The sequence below is a fragment of the Amycolatopsis roodepoortensis genome (assembly GCF_024628825.1).
In the GTDB taxonomy this organism is placed as follows: Bacteria; Actinomycetota; Actinomycetes; order Mycobacteriales; family Pseudonocardiaceae; genus Amycolatopsis; species Amycolatopsis roodepoortensis.
Map to the genome: position 1 here is coordinate 1,544,421 of NZ_CP102415.1, position 19,778 is coordinate 1,564,198.

Annotated in this window: 18 protein-coding genes; 10 read left to right on the forward strand and 8 right to left on the reverse strand. The window is 70.3% G+C overall.

Annotated elements, in window-relative coordinates:
* Positions 1–25: 25 nt before the first annotated feature.
* On the forward strand, positions 26–1,546 hold the full coding sequence (locus NQK81_RS07315; protein ID WP_257487608.1) for an MDR family MFS transporter: 1,521 nt from the start codon (positions 26–28) through the stop codon (positions 1,544–1,546).
* Positions 1,547–1,620: 74 nt separating this feature from the next.
* Here NQK81_RS07315 and NQK81_RS07320 read toward each other — a convergent pair whose 3' ends face one another.
* Positions 1,621–2,511, reverse strand: coding sequence for a TIGR03854 family LLM class F420-dependent oxidoreductase (locus NQK81_RS07320; RefSeq protein WP_257487609.1), 891 nt, complete (start codon positions 2,509–2,511; stop codon positions 1,621–1,623).
* Positions 2,512–2,633: 122 nt separating this feature from the next.
* On the opposite strand from NQK81_RS07320, the gene NQK81_RS07325 reads away from it, so the two are divergent.
* Positions 2,634–3,380, forward strand: a complete 747-nt coding sequence (locus tag NQK81_RS07325) for a thioesterase II family protein (RefSeq protein WP_257487610.1) — start codon at positions 2,634–2,636, stop codon at positions 3,378–3,380.
* Here NQK81_RS07325 and NQK81_RS07330 read toward each other — a convergent pair.
* Entirely contained in the window at positions 3,370–6,081 is a 2,712-nt protein-coding gene (locus tag NQK81_RS07330; protein WP_257487611.1) for an ATP-binding protein, read from the reverse strand. The two genes, NQK81_RS07325 and NQK81_RS07330, sit on opposite strands and share 11 nt — an antisense overlap.
* A 111-nt stretch (positions 6,082–6,192) precedes the next feature.
* On the opposite strand from NQK81_RS07330, the gene NQK81_RS07335 reads away from it, so the two are divergent.
* On the forward strand, positions 6,193–6,789 hold the full coding sequence (locus NQK81_RS07335; RefSeq protein ID WP_257487612.1) for a hypothetical protein: 597 nt from the start codon (positions 6,193–6,195) through the stop codon (positions 6,787–6,789).
* On the forward strand, positions 6,786–7,298 hold the full coding sequence (locus tag NQK81_RS07340; RefSeq protein ID WP_257487613.1) for a YceI family protein: 513 nt from the start codon (positions 6,786–6,788) through the stop codon (positions 7,296–7,298). The genes NQK81_RS07335 and NQK81_RS07340 overlap by 4 nt, the downstream gene beginning before the upstream one ends.
* Here NQK81_RS07340 and NQK81_RS07345 read toward each other — a convergent pair whose 3' ends face one another.
* Together NQK81_RS07345 and NQK81_RS07350 are read right to left on the reverse strand one after the other, a co-directional pair.
* Complete coding sequence (locus tag NQK81_RS07345; protein ID WP_257487614.1) at positions 7,299–7,730, reverse strand: DUF6292 family protein; 432 nt, start codon at positions 7,728–7,730, stop codon at positions 7,299–7,301. It lies immediately after the preceding gene.
* A 100-nt stretch (positions 7,731–7,830) separates the two neighbouring features.
* Entirely contained in the window at positions 7,831–8,274 is a 444-nt protein-coding gene (locus tag NQK81_RS07350) for a MarR family winged helix-turn-helix transcriptional regulator (protein WP_257489712.1), read from the reverse strand.
* 104 nt (positions 8,275–8,378) lie between these two features.
* On the opposite strand from NQK81_RS07350, the gene NQK81_RS07355 reads away from it, so the two are divergent.
* The gene (locus NQK81_RS07355; RefSeq protein ID WP_126735841.1) at positions 8,379–8,777 is read left to right on the forward strand and encodes a DUF5313 domain-containing protein; all 399 of its coding nucleotides are present in this window, start codon (positions 8,379–8,381) and stop codon (positions 8,775–8,777) included.
* A gap of 132 nt (positions 8,778–8,909) precedes the next feature.
* Here NQK81_RS07355 and NQK81_RS07360 read toward each other — a convergent pair whose 3' ends face one another.
* Complete coding sequence (locus tag NQK81_RS07360; RefSeq protein ID WP_257487615.1) at positions 8,910–9,686, reverse strand: hypothetical protein; 777 nt, start codon at positions 9,684–9,686, stop codon at positions 8,910–8,912.
* A 354-nt stretch (positions 9,687–10,040) separates the two neighbouring features.
* On the opposite strand from NQK81_RS07360, the gene NQK81_RS07365 reads away from it, so the two are divergent.
* Both NQK81_RS07365 and NQK81_RS07370 read left to right on the forward strand, forming a co-directional pair.
* The gene (locus tag NQK81_RS07365) at positions 10,041–11,198 is read left to right on the forward strand and encodes an IS30 family transposase (protein WP_371878853.1); all 1,158 of its coding nucleotides are present in this window, start codon (positions 10,041–10,043) and stop codon (positions 11,196–11,198) included.
* A gap of 125 nt (positions 11,199–11,323) precedes the next feature.
* Positions 11,324–12,265 carry an RluA family pseudouridine synthase gene (locus tag NQK81_RS07370; RefSeq protein WP_257487616.1) on the forward strand — a complete coding sequence of 314 codons (942 nt, stop codon included), beginning with the start codon at positions 11,324–11,326 and terminating at the stop codon, positions 12,263–12,265.
* Between the two features lie 38 nt (positions 12,266–12,303).
* On the opposite strand, the gene NQK81_RS07375 is transcribed toward NQK81_RS07370, so the two are convergent.
* Positions 12,304–12,909, reverse strand: coding sequence for a LamG-like jellyroll fold domain-containing protein (locus NQK81_RS07375; protein WP_257487617.1), 606 nt, complete (start codon positions 12,907–12,909; stop codon positions 12,304–12,306).
* A 30-nt stretch (positions 12,910–12,939) separates the two neighbouring features.
* On the opposite strand from NQK81_RS07375, the gene NQK81_RS07380 reads away from it, so the two are divergent.
* The gene (locus NQK81_RS07380; protein ID WP_306856035.1) at positions 12,940–13,623 is read left to right on the forward strand and encodes a hypothetical protein; all 684 of its coding nucleotides are present in this window, start codon (positions 12,940–12,942) and stop codon (positions 13,621–13,623) included.
* On the opposite strand, the gene NQK81_RS07385 is transcribed toward NQK81_RS07380, so the two are convergent.
* The gene (locus NQK81_RS07385) at positions 13,595–14,374 is read right to left on the reverse strand and encodes an alpha/beta fold hydrolase (RefSeq protein WP_257487618.1); all 780 of its coding nucleotides are present in this window, start codon (positions 14,372–14,374) and stop codon (positions 13,595–13,597) included. The genes NQK81_RS07380 and NQK81_RS07385 overlap by 29 nt on opposite strands.
* A 66-nt stretch (positions 14,375–14,440) precedes the next feature.
* Between NQK81_RS07385 and NQK81_RS07390 the strand changes: the two genes are divergently transcribed.
* The gene (locus tag NQK81_RS07390) at positions 14,441–15,067 is read left to right on the forward strand and encodes an alpha-ketoglutarate-dependent dioxygenase AlkB (protein ID WP_257487619.1); all 627 of its coding nucleotides are present in this window, start codon (positions 14,441–14,443) and stop codon (positions 15,065–15,067) included.
* A 3-nt stretch (positions 15,068–15,070) separates the two neighbouring features.
* Here NQK81_RS07390 and NQK81_RS07395 read toward each other — a convergent pair whose 3' ends face one another.
* A complete protein-coding gene (locus tag NQK81_RS07395) occupies positions 15,071–16,345 on the reverse strand; it encodes a cytochrome P450 (protein ID WP_257487620.1) in 1,275 nt (424 codons plus the stop codon).
* A 256-nt stretch (positions 16,346–16,601) separates the two neighbouring features.
* On the opposite strand from NQK81_RS07395, the gene NQK81_RS07400 reads away from it, so the two are divergent.
* A complete protein-coding gene (locus tag NQK81_RS07400; protein WP_257487621.1) occupies positions 16,602–19,727 on the forward strand; it encodes an ATP-binding protein in 3,126 nt (1,041 codons plus the stop codon).
* Positions 19,728–19,778: the final 51 nt, after the last annotated feature.

The window sequence follows — 19,778 nt, forward strand, 5'->3', positions numbered from 1 at the left end:
CATGAGCCCGAGGAGACCGCCACAGATGACGACCCCGGCCCCGGTCACCGCGAAGGAAGGGGTCGGCTTCCGGTCCGAACGCGGCCCCGTCCTGATCGCCGTGATGCTGTGTTCCGGCCTGATCGCGCTGGACTCGACCATCATCGCCACGGCGGTGCCCTCGGTGGTCGCCGATCTGGGCGGGTTCTCGCAGTTCCCGTGGCTGTTCTCGATCTATCTGCTGACCCAGGCGGTCACCGTCCCGCTGTATGGCAAGTTCGCCGACGTCCTCGGCAGGCGGCCGGTGATGTTCTTCGGGATCGCGGCGTTCCTGCTGGGCTCGGTGCTCTGCGGCGCGGCCTGGAGCATGCCGGTGCTGATCGCCGCCCGCGCGGTGCAGGGCATCGGCGCCGGCGCCATCCAGCCGATCGCGCTGACCATGGTCGGCGACATGTACACCGTCGAGGAACGCGCCAGGGTGCAGGGCTACCTCGCCAGTGTCTGGGCGATCTCGTCGGTGGTCGGGCCGACGCTGGGCGGTGTGTTCGCCGAGTACCTCGACTGGCGCTGGATCTTCTTCATCAACCTGCCGCTCGGCGCGCTGGCGGCGTGGATGCTGTTCCGGAACTTCCGCGAACGCGTCGAACGCCGCTCGCACCGCATCGACTACCTCGGCGCCACGCTGCTCACCCTCGGCTGCTCGCTGCTGATCCTCGGCCTGCTGGAGGGCGGGGTCGCCTGGGGCTGGGCGTCCGCGCCGAGCCTGGCGATCTTCGGCGGCGCGGTGGTGCTGCTGGCGGTGTTCGTGTTCGTGGAGCGCAAGGCCGACGAGCCGGTGCTGCCGCTGTGGATCTTCACCAAACGGACCCTGATCGGCGGGAACCTGATCGCCGTCGTCGTCGGCATGCTGCTGATGGGCCTCACCTCGTATCTGCCGACCTTCTCCCAAGGTGTGCTCGGCACCGGCGCGCTCGTCGCCGGATTCGCGCTGGCGGCGCTGACCGTCGGCTGGCCGATCTCGGCGTCGCTGGCGGGCCGCGTCTACATGCGGATCGGGTTCCGGGACACCGCGCTGATCGGCAGCGGGATCGTCATCGCGGGGGCGGCGCTCACGGTGTTCCTGACGGCGGGATCGTCGATCTGGCTGGCGGCCTCGGCCGCGTTCGTCCTCGGGCTGGGGCTGGGCCTGGCGTCGAGCCCGACCCTGATCGCCGTGCAGTCCACGATCGGGTGGGAACGCCGCGGCGTCGTCACCGCGACGAATATGTTCAGCCGGTCGCTGGGCAGCGCCGTGGGCGTGGCGATCTTCGGCGCGATCGCGAACGCCACGCTGGCGAGCCGCTTCGCCAACCCGCCCGAAGGGGTCACCGGCCTGCCGTCCGGGGTCGACGCGACCAGTGTCGTCCTGGAGGGCCACGGCCCGGACACCCCGACGACGACGTTCGTGCGCGGCGCCCTCGCGGACGCCACGCACCACGTCTTTCTGGCGATGCTGGTGGTCGCCGTGCTCAGCGTCGGCGCGCTGCTGCTGATGCCGCGGCGGACCGAAGAGCTGAAGTTCGACTAGCGCGTCGGTCCAGTGGGTCGTGAGTGGCGATTCGGGTTCTAACCCGAATCGCCACTCACGACCACGGTGACCCACTAGTTCTGCAGCGGCACGGCGTGCTCGACGAAGTTCTCGACGAACCGCTCGATCGGCTCCGGCCCGGCCGGGTACAGCACGAATTTGCTCAGCCCGGCGTCGACGTGCTCGGCGATCAGGTCGCGGGCGGCGCGCCAGCCGCCCGCGATCAGCCGGGACGGGTCCGCGTCGGACCGGGCCGCGATCGAAGCCGCGAGCGCGTCCGGGATCCCGTCCTCCGCGACGATGAGGCTGATGCCGAAGTGGTCGGCCTCGATTTCCCGGCCCGCCTCGGCCGCGGCCTCCTGGATCGCCTCCCGGCCGGCCCTCGCCTCCTCCGGCGTGAGGAAACTGGCCAGCCAGCCGTCCGCGAGCCTCCCGACCCGCCGCAGCGCGCCCGGCGCCTTCCCGCCGAGCCAGAGGTCGAGCCGCTTGACCGGTGGCATGCCGAGGCCCGTGCCCTCGACGCGGAAGAACTCGCCCTCGAAGGTCACCTCTTCCTGTTCCAGCAACGCCCTGATCAGCCGCAACGACTCGTCGAACACCGCGGCCCGGCGGCCCTGCGGTACCGGGAACAACGGCAGTTCCGCGTCCCGCGCGGGTTTCAGGCCGAAGACCGGCAGGACCCGCTTCGGCGCCAGCGCGGCGAGGGAGGCGAGTTGTTTCGCGACCAGGACCGGATCACGGCCGGGCAGCACCATCACCCCGGTGCCGACCTTCAGTTTCGTCGTGCGGGCGAGCGCGTGCGTCAGCCCGACGACCGGGTCGATCCTCGGCGAGTACACCGCCTCGGGCAGCCAGAGCGAATCGACGCCCGCCTGCTCCAGCAGATCGACCGCGGCGCCGAACTCCCCGGGTGCCGTCCCGGTCCCCAGCCCGGCCCCGATCCTGATCTTCAGGTCCTCCGCCACACTCGCTCCCTTCCCGTGTTCCCACCGTGAACAACCCCGCACAAGCATGGACTCATTCCGCGAACCCCCCGTACATTCCAGTGTCGTGCGGGGGCGTTCCCGCACGGATTGGGGGATTTTCGATGGCAGGACAGGCTCCGAGCAGCTGGACGCGCTGCTTCCACCGGGCGCCGTCGGCCGGGATGCGGCTCCTCGCCTTCCCGCACGCGGGCGGATCGGCGAGCGCGTACCGCGCGTTTTCGGCGGCCCTCTCGCCCACGATCGAGGTGCACACCGCCCAGTACCCGGGACGGCAGGACCGGATGGGCGAGCCGGTCATCGACGACGTCCACGTCCTGGCCGAGCATCTGGTGGACGTCGCCGCCGCGCTCCCGCAACCGTTCGCCCTCTTCGGGCACAGCATGGGCGCGATCGTCGGCTTCGAGGTCGCCCGGCGGCTCGAAGCACGCGGGATCGTCCCGGCGGCACTGTTCGTCTCGGCCCGCCGTGGTCCCGATATCCAGAAGGAGAAGGCGCACCACCTCGCCGACGACGACACCTTCCTCGACGAGGTCAGCCGTCTCGGCGGCACGGACCCCACGATCTTCGCCGACCCGGACATCCGCGCGCTCGCGTTGCCCGCGCTGCGCGGCGACTACAAGGCCGTCGAGACCTATCGGTACCGGCCCGGCCCGGACGTGAGCTGCCCCATCGTGGCGCTCGCCGGGAACGCGGACCCGGTCCTGCACCTGCCGGACGTCGAAAACTGGCGCGAGCACACCACCGGCTCGTTCGAGATGGAGGTGTTCGAGGGCGGGCACTTCTTCCTCGAAGCCAACCTCGACGCCGTCGTCGCGCGCATCCTCGGCAAGCTGACCGTCAGTCCCTGAGGCCTTCCCTGCTCGCCCACGCGACGACCTCGGTCCGGTTCGCCAGGCCCAGTTTCGCCAGGATGCTCCGGACGTGGCTTTCCACCGTGCGTTCGGAAAGCACGAGCCTCTCGGCGATCCGGCGGTTGCTCAGCGCGTCGGCGAGCAGGGCGACGATCTCGCGTTCCCGCCCGGTGAGCGGGTCGGCGGCACGGCGTCCGGCGCGGATCCGGTCGAGTAGCGCCGCGGCCCGCGCGAGCGGTCCCTGTATGGCCAGGCGCCGGAACTCGTCGAGCGCGTCACGCGCGATCCCTTGCGCACGAACGAGATCTCCCCGGGCGACCAGCGTTTCGGCGAGCAGCAACCTGGCCTGGGCGACACCGGGTCGCGCGCCGATGCCTTCGTTGACGGCGATCGTCCGCTCGTACAGCCGCACGGCCTCGTCGTGGCGGCCCAGGACGGCGTTGAGGCGGGCGGGCTGCTCCAGGGTCGAGCCGGTGCAGAAGACGCCGGCGCCGCCGGACACGATCGGCCGCACTTCTTCGAGGCGCCGCAACAGGTATTCCGCCATGTCGGTGTCGTGGAAGGCTTCGACCAGCGGCACGAGATTGGGCAGCGCACCGGTGGTGTGCAAGGCGAACTCCGGGCTCCGTACCAGCGGGACCAGCTGCTCGTACCGGACCTGGGCCTCGTCGAGGTCGCCCGTGAGCAGGCTCAGCAGCGGCCGCGAGACCAGGGTGACCGGCAGATGCGGGGCCCGCTCCAGCAGGCCCGCGTAATCCTTCGGGAGATCGCCGGGATCACCCGTGAGCAGCACGAGCTGGGTGCGGAAGGCGTAGGACATCCCTTTCGCGGAGAAGTCGTCCGCGAGTTCGGTGTCCGCCAGTTCCTCCGCCGCGAGGTCGAGTTCGCGCGCTTCGGTCAGATCTCCGCGCAAGGCCAGCACCGAACTGCGCAGCCGCAGGTCGTGCCAGCGGACCAGCGGCAGCCTCGTCAGCCGGGCCAGGGCCGTCACCGCGACGAGTTCGTCGTCGACGAGCGCCATCCGCCCGTCCTCCAATGCCGCGTCGATCCGCCATTTGTGTCCCCACAAGGAAACCAGCGGCTGCCCGGTGCGTGCCCCCAGCTCGGCGGCCAGCGCTCCGAGCCGGAGCCTTTCGGGTAACGGCAGCTTTTCCGGTGCGATCTTCATCCGGGCGCGGACGGCGTCGACCAGCGCTTCGGGATCACCTGATTCCTCAGCGAGCGCGAAAGCCTCGTCGGCGAGCTTCCCCGCTTCGGCGAACCGGCCGTAGTCGGCTTCCACCGACGCACTGTGCGCCAGCAGACGCGCCCGTGTCGTCCGGTCGACGTCGTCCGCGGCGAGCGCGCGGGCGGCCAGGTCGCGGATGCCGGGCAGGAGGTCCGGCGCCGCGACATCGCGGACCACCAGCGCCGCGCGGGCGAGAAGCCCGGCGTCGGCGGCCTGCCGGGCATGGTCGAGACTTCGCGCGAACCGGCCGGTCCGGTATTCGGCGAGGGCCAGGTCGAGCAGCAGCCCGGCACGGTCCACTTCGGACAGTCCGGCCTTCGCGCGGGCGTCCAGCGCGATCGCGAGGAAACGCGCCGCTTCGTCGAAGGCCAGTGCCCGGTTCGCTTCCGCGGCCGCGACCGCCGCCCACTCGGCAGTCTTCTCCGGCGCGGACGCCGAGCGCAGCCAGTGCCCCGCGACCGTCCCGGCGAGCGCGGGGTCGCGCCGGGCGTGGTCTTCGAGCGCGGCGGCGGCACGGCCGTGCAACGCCTCCCGCTCGGTTTGCCCCAGATCCGCGTAGATCCCGTCGCGGACGACGGCGTGCGCGAATCGCCCCTCACCGAGCACGCCGGCCTTCGTGGCTTGATCGAGCCCGTGTGCCACCTCTGCGAGCGGCAGGCCGGACACCTCCGCCAGGAGAGCCGCTTCGACGTCCTCGCCGAGTACCGCCGCGATGGCGAGCAGCCGCCGCACCTCCGGCCCGAGCGCCGCCACCGTGGCGCGCACGAGATGGCCGAGTTCGGCTCCGCCCGCCGAACGCGCGATCGCGCCGAGATAGAGCGGATTCCCGCCGGAACGGCGATACGCCTCGCGTATTTCCTCCTCCGCCAGTCCGGTGAGGAGCCTCCGTGCCTCGGGCTCGGCCAACGGCGGCAGCGAGATGCCCCGCGCGCCCGGACGGCGCAGGAGATCCGGCAGGGCGGCGTCCAGCGCGGGCGTGTGCCCGGTGTCCCGATGCGTCGCGATCACGGCCAGCTTCGACCGCCGCAGCTCCCCCGCCAAATGCCGCAGCAGACGCAAGGACGCTTCGTCGGCCCAGTGCAGGTCCTCCAGGACGACGACGAGGCCCGCCGGTTCGGCGGCGGCCACCAGCGCGTCCGACGCCGCGGCGACCAGCCGGAACCGGGCGGCCTGGACGTCGGCCACGCCCTCGGCCTCGGCGAAAGCGGCCGTCACGGCCGAATCGACCGACGGCAGCGCCTCGACGACGCGACGCCACGGCCACAGCGGCGGCGCTCCCGGATCGTCGGCGCACCGCCCCCACACGACCTCGGTCGCGGTGAACACCGCCTCCTCGACCAGCCTGGTCTTGCCGATCCCGGGCGGCCCCGAGACGAGCACGAGCCCGCCGGAACCCGCGGCGGCGTCGGCGAGCCTGCCACGCAGACTCGCCAGTTCGGCCGCCCGGCCCACGAACGGTTCCCGGTTCACGAAAGGAGTATCGCTCCGAGTGCCCGATTCCGTACCGCACTGCGTACTGGCACTGATGTCCGGCGGCGGCCGAGGGCGCAGAGTCGGCGTGTCCGACGGAAAGGAAAGCCCATGTACGCCACCGTCCACCAGTTCCGGCGTTCGCACGCCGGCGAGTCCGCGGGCTGGGGTCACGCCCTCGCCGCCGAACTCCACCCCGGCACGGGATCGCCCGGGACCTGCACCCTCGCCCAGGTCGGCGGCCTGACCGGGCTCGTCGTCGCGTTGTGGCGCGACCGCGGGTCCGCGCTCGCCGCGGCAGACCGGCGCACACCCGGCACCTTCGACGCCCGGGTCTTCGAGGTCTCCGACGTCGAAGGCGGCACGGCCGAGCCCGAGATCGCGCAGGCGACCTGGTTCGACCGGCCGCTCACCCCGGCACAGGCCGACGCCGCGCGATTCGGCGGGCGCGAGCGGATTCGGCCCGCGGTCCGGGGACTCGACGGGGTCGGCGGCTTCTACGTCCTGACCGCCGAAGACCGGTCCATGCTCGTCCTCGGCTTCACGGAGTCGATCGAGGCGATGGAGGCCGTCCAGAAGACGATCATGAGCACGGAACTGTTGCCCGGCGAGGATCCCGCGCTGCTGCCGGGTCCGGACCGGATCGACGTCCACCGCGTGCTCCACACGTCGCTGCCCTCGCTCGGCCTGGTGGGTGAGCCGCGATGACCGCCGGGACATCCGCACGCGTCGGCACCTGGACCGTGCTCGCCGAACGGACCTCGGCCACGTTCACCGTCCGGAACTTCGGCTTCCGCGTGGTTCACGGCTCGATCCCGGTCAGCCTGGGTTCGGTGCGGGTCTCCGCGGACGGCGTCTCCGCCGTCGAGGCCGCGCTGGACCTCGACGGCATCGACACCGGCAACACCAAACGCGACGCCGACCTGCGCAAACCCGGTCTGCTGGCGATCGACACACAGCCCGTCCTGACCTTCACGGCCGACCGCGTCGAGGGTGGCCCGGACGAGTGGTCGGTCCACGGCGCTCTCGGAGCGCGTGGCGAGTCGTGTCCGCTGACAGTCACCGGTACCGGGCCGGTGGACAACGGCGACGGCACCTGGCGAGTGGTCGCCGGCGCCGTCTTCGACCGGAGGGCGATCGGTCTCCGCGCGCCGAGGTTCCTGATCGGCAGGGAGATCGCGATCGCGCTCGACGTCGTCCTCACGCCGCCCGGGTGATCAGGCCCAGGCGGAAAGCTCCTTGGCGAGCGCGGACGGCCCGCCGGCGGTGCGCAGCGTCGGCGCGCCGGGCCAGCAGTCCTGGTGGTCCCCGGTGCGGAGGGTTTCGGCGAACCTGGCGACCAGCCGCGGCTGCGACGCCACCGTCCGGCCGCCGAGGTAGGCGACGACGACGTGGTGATCGTCGTCCGAATGCGTCGCCACGGCGGCCGACCAGCCGTGCTCTTCGTGCCACATCAGGTCGACGTCGCGCTCGGGGAAACCGGGAAGACGCCAGTTGAGCCTCATCCTGGCGGTGACCGGACCGGTGAGGTCGACCGTGGACGCCTCCATCCGTATCCCCAGTGCCGCGGCCACGTCCTCCAGGTAGGCGTTCAGCCTGGTCTTGAGCTCCAGACCTGCTTCCGTGGGCGCGGGGGTCGAGGTGGTCACGGTCCCTCATCTTCCTGTCACTTTGAGTTGGCGTGACGGGAATTACCCACCCCGGAGCGGCTTCACACCCTCATTTCGTCACACCACGGTTTCGGTTCGCTCAAGCCGTGGCTTCGATGACGCGGGTCAGTGCTTTGTGCAGCGCCTCCAGCTCGGAGACCTCCATGCCGAGCTTCTCCACGACGCGGTACGGGATCTTTTCCGCCTCCGCGCGCAACGCGCGACCGGATTCCGTCAACTCGACCGTCAGCAGCCGCTCGTCCTCGGAACTGCGCCTGCGCGTGACGTAACCGATCGTCTCCAGGCGCTTGAGCAGTGGTGACAGCGTCGCGGGCTCGGCGCGCAGGGTAACGCTCAAGTCCTTGACCGCCTGTGGGCCGCGCTCCCACAGCGCCAGCATGACGAGGTACTGCGGATGGGTGAGCCCGTGGGGTTCCAGCAGCGGACGGTAGATGGCGATGACGCTGCGCGACGCGACCGACAGCGCGAAACACACCTGACGTTCGAGCGCGAGCGGGTCCTCGCCCAGATCGATCGACTTCATCTCCGGCCCCTTCGAGTTCATGCCGCCGATCCTAGCCGCGACGCTAATGTTTAGCGTACTAATCGTTAGTGTACTGTGGCGGCATCGACGGAAGGAGTCGCCCGATGCCCCGCAAGCGCCCGGACGTGTTCCGCTGGCTGTGGTACTCACTCGGCGGCAGGCTGCCCGAGCGCTACCACGCCTGGATCCTCCACGACGCGACCACGGGAAGCTGGCGCTGGCGGCACGTCGCCCGCAGCACGGTGATGATCGCGCCGCTCTGCGCCGTGTGGCTGCTCCTGCCCGGCCCGCTCACCCTGCGGCTGGCGATCGTGCTGATGGCCGCGCTCGTCGCGTACTTCTACTCGATGGCGTACATGGAGGAGAGCATCGAGCACCGGCTCGCCAAGAACGGCTTCCCGCCGGGTATCGGGCGCCGGACGCGCGCGGAGGCCGTGGCGGTCGCGGAAGCCGAGGTGACCGAGCGGTACCTCGCGCGGTACCGGAACCAGGCCGGCTCCTGATCCGCTGGGGCGCCCTCCCCTCCTCCGCCCGGTGTTGCCGCCCGCGGGAAGCCGGTGTCGCGAAAGCCACTTTCGGGACACCTGATGTCCCGAAAGTGGCTTTTGCGACACCGAAGCGCGGCCACCGGGGGATCAGGCCGCCCGTCGCGTGCGCGCTTCGGCAGCACGGTAGGCGGCTACGAGTTCGGCGGCCACCTGCTTCGGCTCCGTTCGTAACCGGCTCGGCAAGGTCTGGAGAACGACGATCCCCGCAGCCGCGTACCTGGCGTTTCTCGCCACCGTCGCGGCGTACTGCTGCTTGCCGAAGTGGAAGTCGTACGAATCGATCTCCCAGGCCATCCCGGCCGACGCGAAGTACCCGTCGGCGGTCGCGATGTATTCGCCGTTCTCATCCCGCAACTCGTGATTCCACAAGGGTTCCGGCAAGCCGCTCATCCGCCACACCTTCATCGCGTCGACCTCCGCGGCCGAGCGGGCTCCGTCGGCGATCCGATGCAACGCCTCGCGCGGGATCGCGGTGCCGCGACTGCTTCCGGCATCGAGTTCGGCGAACAGCTCCGGCAGTCTCGCGCCCCGCTGCACCGCCTCTGCCAGCAGAGCGGAAACCTCGTGGCGCGAGCCAAGGCGGCGACAGCAGTCGAGTACCGAACGGTCCAGCGGTGCCAGCGGCACTCCGCCGGACACGACCGCCTGCGGCAGCCGGGTCGTTCGTTCGACGATCACGTACCCGGAACTGCCGACCTTGTGCTCGAGGGGCACCAGAAGATGGACTCGGAAGTCACCGTCCGGCAGCATCTTCAACCCTTGCCGACGGCACGAGGTCGCTCCCGTCACCACCGCGTCCGGCCCGGCGTACAGAAGTGCTGCGTCGACGAGCTGCCGTCGCGTCGGCTCGCCGGAATTGAGCATCAAGACTCCCGGTAACAGACGGCGCCACCGCTGTCCCGGACGGCACCGTCGATAGCAGGTCCTCGACGGAACGCCGAGTTCCGTCAACCGGGCAACGGTGATCACGCCGCCACGACTGTGTTGGTAGAGCCCCTCGGGATCACGGGCCCAGTCTCCAGGTTGCACCTCGTGATCGTCGACCTCGCCGACCCGCGGCCACCAGTGTCTTCGGCGCTACCTGTGGACAACTCGTCACACCAGCCACACTGTGGATAACTCCGGAGATGTCGCGAAAGCCACTTTCGGGACGCATGATGTCCCGAAAGTGGGGCGGATTCATGGGGTCGTTGCAACATCCTTCGTGAGCTGGGAGTTGTGGTGGCTGGTGGGTTGGTGTTGCCGCGTGTGGTGCGGGTGCGGTTCTGGGATGCGGTGCGGGCGGGGTGTCTGCCCAAGCCTGCAGCCCGTTTGGTGGATGTGTCGCACGAGACCGGGCGGCGGTGGTTCGCGCAGGCTGGCGGGGTGATCGGGAACGCACCTGGCTCGTTGGGTGAGCGCTATCTGAGTTTGGCTGAGCGGGAGGAGATTTCTCGTGGTCTGTCCGGGGATCTCTCGTATCGGGAGATCGCTCGGCAGCTGGGCAGGGCCCCGTCGACGATCAGCCGGGAGGTGACGAACAATGGTGGCCGGGGCGGGTATCGAGCACATCGGGCGGAGTCGGCGGCGCGGGATCGGGCCCGGCGGCCGAAGACCGCGAAGCTGGCCGAGGCCGGTAATCGCGAGTTGCGGGATCATGTGCAGGCGCGGTTGCTGCAGGAGTGGTCTCCGGGGCAGATCACAGCCAGGCTGGCGATGGAGTTCCCCGACCGGCCGGAGATGCGAGTGTCACACGAGACGATCTACCAGTCCTTGTATGTGCAGAGCCGGGGAGCGCTGCGCCGCGAGCTCACCGCGTGTTTACGGACAGGACGGGCGCTGCGCCGCCCGCGCAAGCAAGCACAGGCACGACGGTCACGGATCCCTGACCTCGTCGAGATCAGCGAACGGCCGGCCGAAGCCGAGGACCGGGCAGTCCCGGGGCATTGGGAAGGCGACCTGATCACCGGTGCCGGTAACAAGTCCGCGATCGGCACCCTCGTGGAACGCTCCACTCGGTTCGTCGTACTGCTGCACCTGCCCCACGGCCACGACGCGATCCAGGTCCGGGACGCGATGATCGACGCGATCCAGACCCTCCCGCACCAGTTGCGGCGGTCACTGACCTGGGACCGGGGCAACGAGATGGCCCGTCACGCCGACATCACCCTCGCCACCGACCTGGCCATCTACTTCTGCGACCCGCACTCCCCATGGCAACGCGGGACGAACGAGAACACCAACGGCCTGCTTCGCCAGTACTTCCCCAAAGGGACCAACCTGCACCAGCACACCGCAGAACACCTCACCGCAGTCGCCGCACGACTCAACAGCCGCCCCCGCAAAACACTGGACTGGCACACCCCACTCGAAAAACTCACCACGCTACTGTCCTAAACAGAGCACGTTGCGACCACCGCATGAATCCGCCTGGCTTTCGCGACACCCCGCCGCCAGCCGACGCCCGGCGGCACCCGCCCGCGACCAGGACGGACGAGCCCACACGGCTAGAGTGCCCGGTGATGAGACGCAAGCTCCGCCCGCCGCTCCCGCCCCGTCACGGGCTCGATCCCGCGAGGCTCAAGATGCCCGCCGAGGGGCCGTGGACGACGTTGCGCGAGCACCTCGTCGAGCGGCTTCCCCGCGTCGCGCCCGAGCGGATCGAGGAGATGCTCCGGGAGGAGCGCATCGTCGGGCTCGACGGGCCGCTGGGCGTCGATTCCCCGTTCGTGCCGGACTCGTTCATCTGGTTCCATCGCGACCTGCCCGACGAGGTCGAGGTGCCGTTCGAGGTCTCCGTCGTGCACCGCGACGAGCATTTCCTCATCGCCGACAAACCGCATTTCCTCGCGACGATCCCGCGCGGGCGGCACATCCTGCAGACCGCGCTGGTCCGCCTGCGCCGCGAGCTCGACCTTCCCCGGCTCAGCCCCGCCCACCGGCTCGACCGGGTCACCGCGGGGCTCATCCTGTTCGTGATCACCCCCGAGGTCCGCGGGAAATACCAGACGATGTTCCGGGATCGCCTGGTGCACAAGGAATACGAGGCGATCGCCCGGTACGACCCGAACATCGCGCTGCCTCGCGAGATCAGCAGCCGCATCGTCAAGGAACGCGGGGTCATCGCCGCGCAGGAGGTCGACGGGCCACCCAACGCCGAAACGCGGGTCGAGCTCATCGAACACCGCGACGGCCTCGGCCGCTACCGGTTGATCCCCGCGACCGGCCGCACCCACCAGCTCAGGTTGCACATGAGCGGACTCGGGTTGCCGATCCTCGGCGACGACTTCTACCCGGAGCTGACCGAAACCCCGCTCGACGACTTCACCGAACCCTTGCAACTTCTGGCGAAGGTCCTCGAATTCACCGATCCGGTCACCGGGGAACGACGCCGGTTCGAGAGCAGGCAGACGCTCCAGGCGTGGACGGACCTCGACGCGTGGCGCCGCGGGCCCCAGTCGTGAAGGCCTCCTGAGCGAAGAAGGCCTTCACGGACTCGGGCTCACTTCCGCCAGAACTTGATCCCGCTCCACGTCACCTTGACCGGCCCGGCGCCGCTGGCCGTCCGGTAGGCGCCGAACTTGTCGTAGTAGCTCCCGGAACTGCTGCTCACGGTCTGCTTCAGCGAACCGTTGATGTACACCTTGTGCGTGCTCCCGACCTGGTGCACGGTGTTGACCCGCACGGACGTCCCGACGGTCGCCCCGCTCCCCAGCGTGTCCCCGCCGTGGACGGCGTAGAGCCGCCCGCCGCGTTCGACCGCGAGCATGAAGTACGGCCCGGCGGTCGGCGCGTCGCGGAAGGTCTGCTTCAGGCTGATCCGGCTACCCGCCATGCTGGTGATCCGGAACGATCCCTCGAACTGCCGGGTCCCGCCGGTGTAGGTCACGTAGCGCCGTTCCGCCCGCTGATCACCGCTTCCGGTGGAGCAGGTCAGCTCGAAGTTCAGCCCGTCGACGTTGCCACAGCCGCGTTCCTGGACGTTGAACGACGGATTCTCCGCCGTCCACGGCCCGGTGCCGACCTGGGCGGTCGCCGGCATCGCCGACGCGATCAGGCCGAGCACGGCCGCCGTGACCACCCCGGCGGTCCGAAGTCGTCTCCGCATCCTGCCTCCTGCACACTCAGGGCGGCGGTGATGGTCCAGACCAGGACCAGGCTGCGACTGTACGAGCGCGAACCGTCATCGGACAAGACGTTGACGCCCCGGCGTCCCGCTGATTGGGTAACGACGGTGATCCTCTCCTTGACGGTCCTCGAAGGACTGGCGGCCGGGACGATCGACCTGGCCTTCCGGCGCTGGTCGAAACAGAACGTCCACCCGGGTGACGTGATGCGCCTGGAGGCCGGGGTGATCGAGGTCGTCTCGGTCGAGATCGTCGACCCAGCCGCCATCACCGACGCCGACGCCCGCCGGTCCGGCGCGGAGTCGGCGAACGCGGTGCGGGGCACGCTGCGCGGCCCCGCGGACGCCCCGGTGTACCGCGTCCAGCTGCGCCATCTCGGGCCCGACCCCCGGCGCGCGCTCAGCGCGGACGCCGAACTGTCCGAAAAGGACGTGGAGACGATCCGCCGCCGTCTGTCCAAGATGGACAGACGGCATCCGTGGACACACGAGACCCTGCGCCTCATCCGAGACAATCCCGGACGCCGCGCACAGGAACTCGCCGACCTCCTCGGCCGCGAGAAGGATCCGTTGAAGGTCGATATCCGCAAGCTCAAGAACCTCGGCCTGACACTCAGCCTCGAAGTCGGCTACCGGATCTCCCCGCGGGGCGCGGCGTACCTGCGCCTCACCGAGGATCCCGGTAGAACGCGCTGAGTTCCGGTACGAGCCGCTCCGGCGGGACACTGTGGAACTCGCCGTCCAGCCCGACCTGGAGCGCCCCAGGGACCACCTTCGCGGTGACGAGTGCCGCGGCCTTCAGCCAGTCCGTGCTGCCGTTGCTGTTCACCACGAGGACAGGCGTCGCGATCGACGCCAGCTCGCCGGGCACCTTGGAGTCCCGCATCACGAAGGCGTCGTAAACGAGCGTCGGCGCGAACGACCGCAGTTCGGCCCACACCGGCGTCTCCTTGGCCTCCGCCACGGCCTCCTCCGGGGCGCCGACCGCGGACATCATGAACAGGGCGGCGGCGTCGTCCCAGCGATCCGCCGCGACCAGCTCGCGCATCCGCTCGGCGTATCCCTCGGGAACGTCTTCCGTTTCGCCGCGATAGGGCGGCTCGAAGACCGACAGCCGGGCCATCGGCACTCCCGCCGCGGCGGCGAGGAGGGCGAGCGCGCCACCGGAGGAGATGCCGTGCACGATCGCCGGCTCGCCGAGCGCGGCGACGACCGCGGCCAGATCCTCGATCTCGCGCTCGACCGCGTACGGCGCGGTGTCCCCGCTGTCGCCGCGGCCCCGCCGATCGTAGGTCACCACGGAGTACTCGGCCGTCAGCTCCGCGACCAGCGGTTCGTCACCGTGCCGATCGTTGCCCGCGCCCGCGACGACGACCACGACGGGACCGGCGCCACGTCGTTCGAAGACGATCGGTGTCCCGTCGGCGGACTTCGCTGTGTCGATCATGCGAACCATCGTGCCACTCGAACACCCGTTCGACAAACGAGCGGAACGGGGGTAGGTTCGGTTGCCATGACACCCGCGCTTCAAGCCTCGCTGTTCGACGAGTGCGCCGCGCTCGGGCTGGGCTCGCTCGACGGGCTCCGGCGCACCGAGCTGACCCGTGGCGCCTGGATCGACGTGCTGCCGGGCTGGCTCGCCGGCGCCGACGAGCTGTTCACCCGGCTCGCCGAAGACGTGCCATGGCACGCCGAAAGGCGGCAGATGTACGACCGCGTCGTCGCCGTCCCCCGGCTGCTGAGCTATTACCGCGAAGGCATGCCGCTCCCCCACCCGATCCTCACAGAGGCGAGGGAGACGCTCTCCGCGCACTACGCGGACGAGCTCGGCGAGCCGTTCGTGACGTCCGGCCTGTGCTTCTACCGGGACGGGCGCGACAGCGTCGCCTGGCACGGCGACGACACCGGCCGGTCCCGCACCGAGGACACCATGGTGGCGATCGTCTCGGTCGGCGCCGCCCGCCAGCTGGCCCTGCGGCCGCGTGGCGGGGGCGAGACCGTCCGGCACGCCCTCGGCCACGGCGACCTGATCGTCATGGGCGGCAGCTGCCAGCGGACCTGGGAACACGCCGTCCCCAAGACCGCCAGACCGGTCGGGCCGAGGATCAGCATCCAGTTCCGCCCGAGAGGAGTCGCCTGAGGTTCAGTCCAGCAGCACCGGCAACGCGTCGACGCCGTAGACGATCGAGACCTTCCGGAAGCCGACCGCGTCCGGTTCGATCGCCAGCCGCATCTCGGGGAACCGGCGTACCAGCGCGGGATACGCGGTGCGCAGTTCCATCCTGGCCAGTTCGGCACCGATGCACCGGTGGATTCCCCAGCCGAAGGCGAGGTGCGAGGTCGGCTCGCGGGTCGCGTCGAACTTCTCCATGTCCTCGCCGAGGTCGCCGTCCCGGTTCGCGACGCTGAGCGAGACGAGCACGATGTCGCCCTTCGCGATCCGGACGCCCGCGACCTCCATGTCCTCCTTGGCGAACCGAGGGAACGCCATCTGCACGACGGTCAGGTAGCGCAGCAGTTCCTCGACGAACTTGTGGACCGCCTCGTCGTCGCCGCGGACGGTCTCGAACAGCGAGCGGTCCTTGAGCAGCACGAGCGCGCCGAGCGCGATCATGCTCGCCGTGGTCTCCAGCCCGCCGGTGAGCACGCCGTCGGCGAGGCCGGCGAGTTCACGGTCGTCGATTTCGTCGCCGTGCTCCTTGATGAGCATGCCGAGCAGGCCGTCGCCCGGGTTCTCGCGCTGCTTCTTGACGATCTCGTCCAGATAGGACAGTGACTCGGTCATCGCCCCGAGCGACGCGCCCGCGCCGCCGAAGAGGTCGAACCGGGCGGTGCTCAGCCGCTGGAAATCGTCGCGGTCCTCGTACGGGACGCCCAGCAGTTCGCAGATCGTCAGCGACGGGATCGGCAGCGCGAAGGCCTCCCAAAGGTCGACGGGACCGTCGGCCTTCGCCATCGCGTCGAGCTGGTCGGCGACGATCTCGTCGATCCGCGGCGCCAGGCGCGACAGCCGCCGCATGGTGAACTCGGGCGTGAGCAGCCGCCGCAGCCGGGTGTGCACCGGCGGATCGGCGAACCCGAGCCCGCCGGGGTTCTGGTCCTCGGTGACGCCGGCGTTCCCGACCAGGTTCGTGAAGTCGTTGCTGAACTCGCTCACCTTGCCGAGCACGGCCTTGGCCTCGTCGTAGCCGGCGACCAGCCAGCCGTTCATCCCGAACGGCAGGTCGAGCTTGCTGATCGGCTCCGTCGCGCGGATCCGGCCCAGCTCGGCCACCGGGTCGAGACCGTCGCGCTTGAGCGGCAGCAGCGCGTTGTCCGGGATGATCGACATCTTGGACAGGTCGAAACCGTTCTTCTGCTGACGCGCGAGGTAGCGCCGGCCGATCCAAGCCAGCACGCGCGAGCGAATGCTCCCCATACCCCGCACCCTACTCCAGCCGCCGATCACCTGACCTGGCACAACAGGCCGCCTTCGCCCCGCGGGGCAGGAATTTCGACGGCTGTTCACCCGCCGTCCCACTCGATTAGTCACGTCCAGAAAGTCGGTTTTCGCACGCCGGGGGTTCCCGGCGACCGGGAGACGTCGGTCACCGTCGGTCACGACGGACCGGGGGTAACGCCTGACATCGGGCGCGCGTCGTGAGATTGTCGGACCTTACTGGGAGGATTCGGACATGTCAGCCGCGCTCATCGGACGTGACCATCCCGCGGGGGTTCTCCGCGCGGAGATCGCCCGTGCCGCCGAAAGCCACGGCGGGCTGGTGCTGGTCACCGGCGAGGCCGGGATCGGCAAGACCACGCTCGTCACCGGCGCCGCCGACGAGGCGAAACGCCTTGGCGCCCTGGTGCTCAACGGGTCCTGCTGGGACTCGGCGAGCGCACCGGGCTATTGGCCGTGGACACAGGTGGTCCGCGGGTTGCGGCGCGCGGTCGGGCAGGGCCGCTGGGCCGCGATGGCCGACAGCGAACTGGACGTCCTGCTCGGTGAGGCGCGCGGCGACGGCGCGGCCGACGGGTTCCGGCTGTACGACGCGGTGACGAGCGTGCTGGTCGCCGCCTCCCAGGACCGGCCGATCGTGGTGGTGCTCGACGATCTGCACTGGGCCGACGCCGCGTCGCTGCGGTTGCTCGAATTCGCCGCGCAGCACACCTGGTTCGAGCGGCTGCTGCTGATCGGCACCTACCGGGATGTCGAGGTCGAGGCGACCGATCACCCGCTTCGCTCGCTCATGATGCCGCTGCTCACGAAGGCCACTTCGGTCACTCTCACCGGCCTCGAACCGGACGAGGTCGGCGCGCTCATGACCAGGACGGCGGGCGCGGCACCCGACGACGCGCTGGTCGCCGAGGTCCACCGCCGCACCGGCGGCAACCCGTTCTTCGTCGAGCAGACGGCGCGGCTCTGGCACAGCGGGGGTTCCGCCGAGACCATCGCCCCCGGCGTGGCCGACGCTCTGCAGCGACGGCTTTCCCTGCTGCCCCAGCCGGTCCTCGATCTGCTGACCACCGCGTCGGTACTCGGCAGGGAGTTCCACCGCCGGCTGCTCGCGGGCGTGGCGTCGGCACCCGTTCCCCAGGTCGACCGGCTGCTCGACCAGGCCGTCGCGGCACGACTCGTGGTGGTGCAAGGACAAGGACGCTTCGCCTTCGCCCACGACCTCGTCCGCGAAACGCTGTACGCGAGTCTCTCCGAGTCGGACCGCCGGAAGCAGCACGCCGCCGTCGTCGCGGCCGTCCGCGAGACGCCGGCGTCACGGGACAGCCTCTTCCCCGCGGACCTGGCCCGTCACGCGCTGCTCGCCGGACGGGAACTCGATCCGGACGAGGCCATCGACCTGTTGCTGGCCGCCGCGATCGACGCCACCGGCCGGATGGCGATCGAGGAGACGACCACGCACTACCGGCGGGCGCTGGAGATCGCCGAGGACCGGCGGCGACAGGCGGTCATCGCCCTCGAACTGGGCGCGCATCTGACCCGCCATCACGAATCGGACGAGGGCAGACAGGTCCTCGACGAGGTTTCCGCGCTCATCCATGATCTCGACGACGACGATCTCCTCGCCCGCCTGGCGCTGACCCTCGTCCGCGCCGATCACAAGAGCGTCCGGGTCGACGAGACGGTCAAGGTGCTCACCGAAGCGCACGCGCGGCTTTGCGGCCGCGAGCCCGGGCAGGAGCTCACCGTCGAGGAGATGACGCAGGAGCTCTCCGCCCGCGTCATGATGACCGCCCGCGCCGACCAGGACGATTCCGCGCTGTTGTTCGGTTTGTGGGCACGGCACGACGCGATCTGGGGGCCGGGCAGCGCCGCGGAGCGGGAACGGCTCACCGACGAGCTGGTCGCCGTCGGCCGTCGCACGGCGAATCCGGAATTGGAGCACTACGCGGCGTCCTTCAAGTGGGTAGCGCAGCTCGAACAGGGCGAGCCCCGGTATTTCGAGCAGTACCAAGAGTTTCTCGCGCTGGCGGCCACCGGCAGGGCGCCGAGTTCGCAACTGGCGTCCCGGATCGATCAGAGCATCATCGCCACCCTCCAGGGCCGGTTCGCCGAAGCCGAGGCGTATATCCATCAGGTGGTCTCGTGTCACGCCGGCGACGAGCATCCCCACTTCGCCGACCTGCACCAGCTGCAGCGGTGGATCCGGTGGTGCCTGGAGGGGCGGTTCGACGATCTCGCCGGGCTGCACCGCGAGATCTCGCGCAGCGGATACGTCTACGGCCGGATGCTGGAGGCGATCACCGCGGCCCAGCGTGAGGACGTCGGGGAAGCCGTCCGGCTCACCGAGCTCGCGGCCGACGTGAAGCCGTACCCTCGCGATCTGGAAGCGTTGTGGTTGCGCTGTCAGGCGCAGACGGCGGCGGTCTCCCGCGATCCCGAGCGCTGCGAAGCGGCCCGCGCGCCGCTCGCGCCCTACAGCGGGGAGTGGCTGGTCTCCCTGTACGGCTGCGAGATCTCCGGCCCGGTCGACCTTTGGCTCGGCAGGCTCGACCTGGCGCAGGAACGCTGGAACGACGCGGTGGACCGGCTGCGCGGCGCCGCGCTCTCCGCGGATCGCCTCCGGGCGACGGTCTGGGCGACCGAAGCCAAGTCCTGGCTGGTGAAGGCGCTGCTCGGCCGGAATCTCGAAGGCGACGCGGCGGCCGCGGCGGCCCTCCTGGCCGAAGTGACCGAAGAAGCCACCGCGCTGGGCATGCGGCCGGTCGTGGCCAGGATGACGAAGGCGCGGGAGGAGACGCGGGCCCAGGCGGCGCCGAGGGCGGAGTTCCGTCGCGACGATGCCGTGTGGACCTTGCACTTCGACGGTGTCACCGCCCACCTTCCGGACTCGAAAGGCTTGCGGGACCTGCACTTCCTGCTCGGCAGGCCGGGTTCGGAAGTGCCGGCCGTGCGGCTGCTCGATCCCGAAGGTGGCGAGGTGGTCGTCGCCGCGAAGAGCCTCGGCGGAGACGCCGTCCTCGACGACGAGGCGAAGGCCCGGTACCGCGCGCGGCTCGACGAACTGGACGAACTGATCGACACCGCGACCGGGATGGGCCAGGACGCGCGCGCCGCCACGCTGGACCGTGAACGGGACGCGCTGCTCGCCGAGCTGCGGTCCGCGGCCGGGCTCGGGGGCCGGACCCGGCGGCTCGGTGACGAGGCGGAACGCGCCCGCAAGACGGTGACCGCCCGGATCCGGGACACCCTGCGCAAACTGGACGAGCAGCATCCGGCGCTGGCCGCGCACCTGCGCGCGGCGGTCAACACCGGTTCCTCGTGCCGGTACGCGCCCGAAGACAAGGTCCCCTGGCGGCTGTGAGCCGCGAGATCTCCGGTACGAACCGGCCGGCACGCGTGATCAGAGGGACGG

What these genes read in the sequence shown, in the direction of transcription:
- NQK81_RS07315 (WP_257487608.1), top strand. Translation starts at nt 26, where the DNA reads ATGACGACCCCGGCCCCGGTCACCGCGAAGGAAGGGGTCGGCTTCCGG.
- NQK81_RS07325 (WP_257487610.1), top strand. Translation starts at nt 2,634, where the DNA reads ATGGCAGGACAGGCTCCGAGCAGCTGGACGCGCTGCTTCCACCGGGCG.
- NQK81_RS07335 (WP_257487612.1), top strand. Translation starts at nt 6,193, where the DNA reads ATGTACGCCACCGTCCACCAGTTCCGGCGTTCGCACGCCGGCGAGTCC.
- NQK81_RS07340 (WP_257487613.1), top strand. Translation starts at nt 6,786, where the DNA reads ATGACCGCCGGGACATCCGCACGCGTCGGCACCTGGACCGTGCTCGCC.
- NQK81_RS07350 (WP_257489712.1), bottom strand. Translation starts at nt 8,274, where the DNA reads ATGAAGTCGATCGATCTGGGCGAGGACCCGCTCGCGCTCGAACGTCAG.
- NQK81_RS07355 (WP_126735841.1), top strand. Translation starts at nt 8,379, where the DNA reads ATGCCCCGCAAGCGCCCGGACGTGTTCCGCTGGCTGTGGTACTCACTC.
- NQK81_RS07360 (WP_257487615.1), bottom strand. Translation starts at nt 9,686, where the DNA reads ATGCTCAATTCCGGCGAGCCGACGCGACGGCAGCTCGTCGACGCAGCA.
- NQK81_RS07370 (WP_257487616.1), top strand. Translation starts at nt 11,324, where the DNA reads ATGAGACGCAAGCTCCGCCCGCCGCTCCCGCCCCGTCACGGGCTCGAT.
- NQK81_RS07375 (WP_257487617.1), bottom strand. Translation starts at nt 12,909, where the DNA reads ATGCGGAGACGACTTCGGACCGCCGGGGTGGTCACGGCGGCCGTGCTC.
- NQK81_RS07380 (WP_306856035.1), top strand. Translation starts at nt 12,940, where the DNA reads ATGGTCCAGACCAGGACCAGGCTGCGACTGTACGAGCGCGAACCGTCA.
- NQK81_RS07385 (WP_257487618.1), bottom strand. Translation starts at nt 14,374, where the DNA reads ATGATCGACACAGCGAAGTCCGCCGACGGGACACCGATCGTCTTCGAA.
- NQK81_RS07390 (WP_257487619.1), top strand. Translation starts at nt 14,441, where the DNA reads ATGACACCCGCGCTTCAAGCCTCGCTGTTCGACGAGTGCGCCGCGCTC.
- NQK81_RS07395 (WP_257487620.1), bottom strand. Translation starts at nt 16,345, where the DNA reads ATGGGGAGCATTCGCTCGCGCGTGCTGGCTTGGATCGGCCGGCGCTAC.
- NQK81_RS07400 (WP_257487621.1), top strand. Translation starts at nt 16,602, where the DNA reads ATGTCAGCCGCGCTCATCGGACGTGACCATCCCGCGGGGGTTCTCCGC.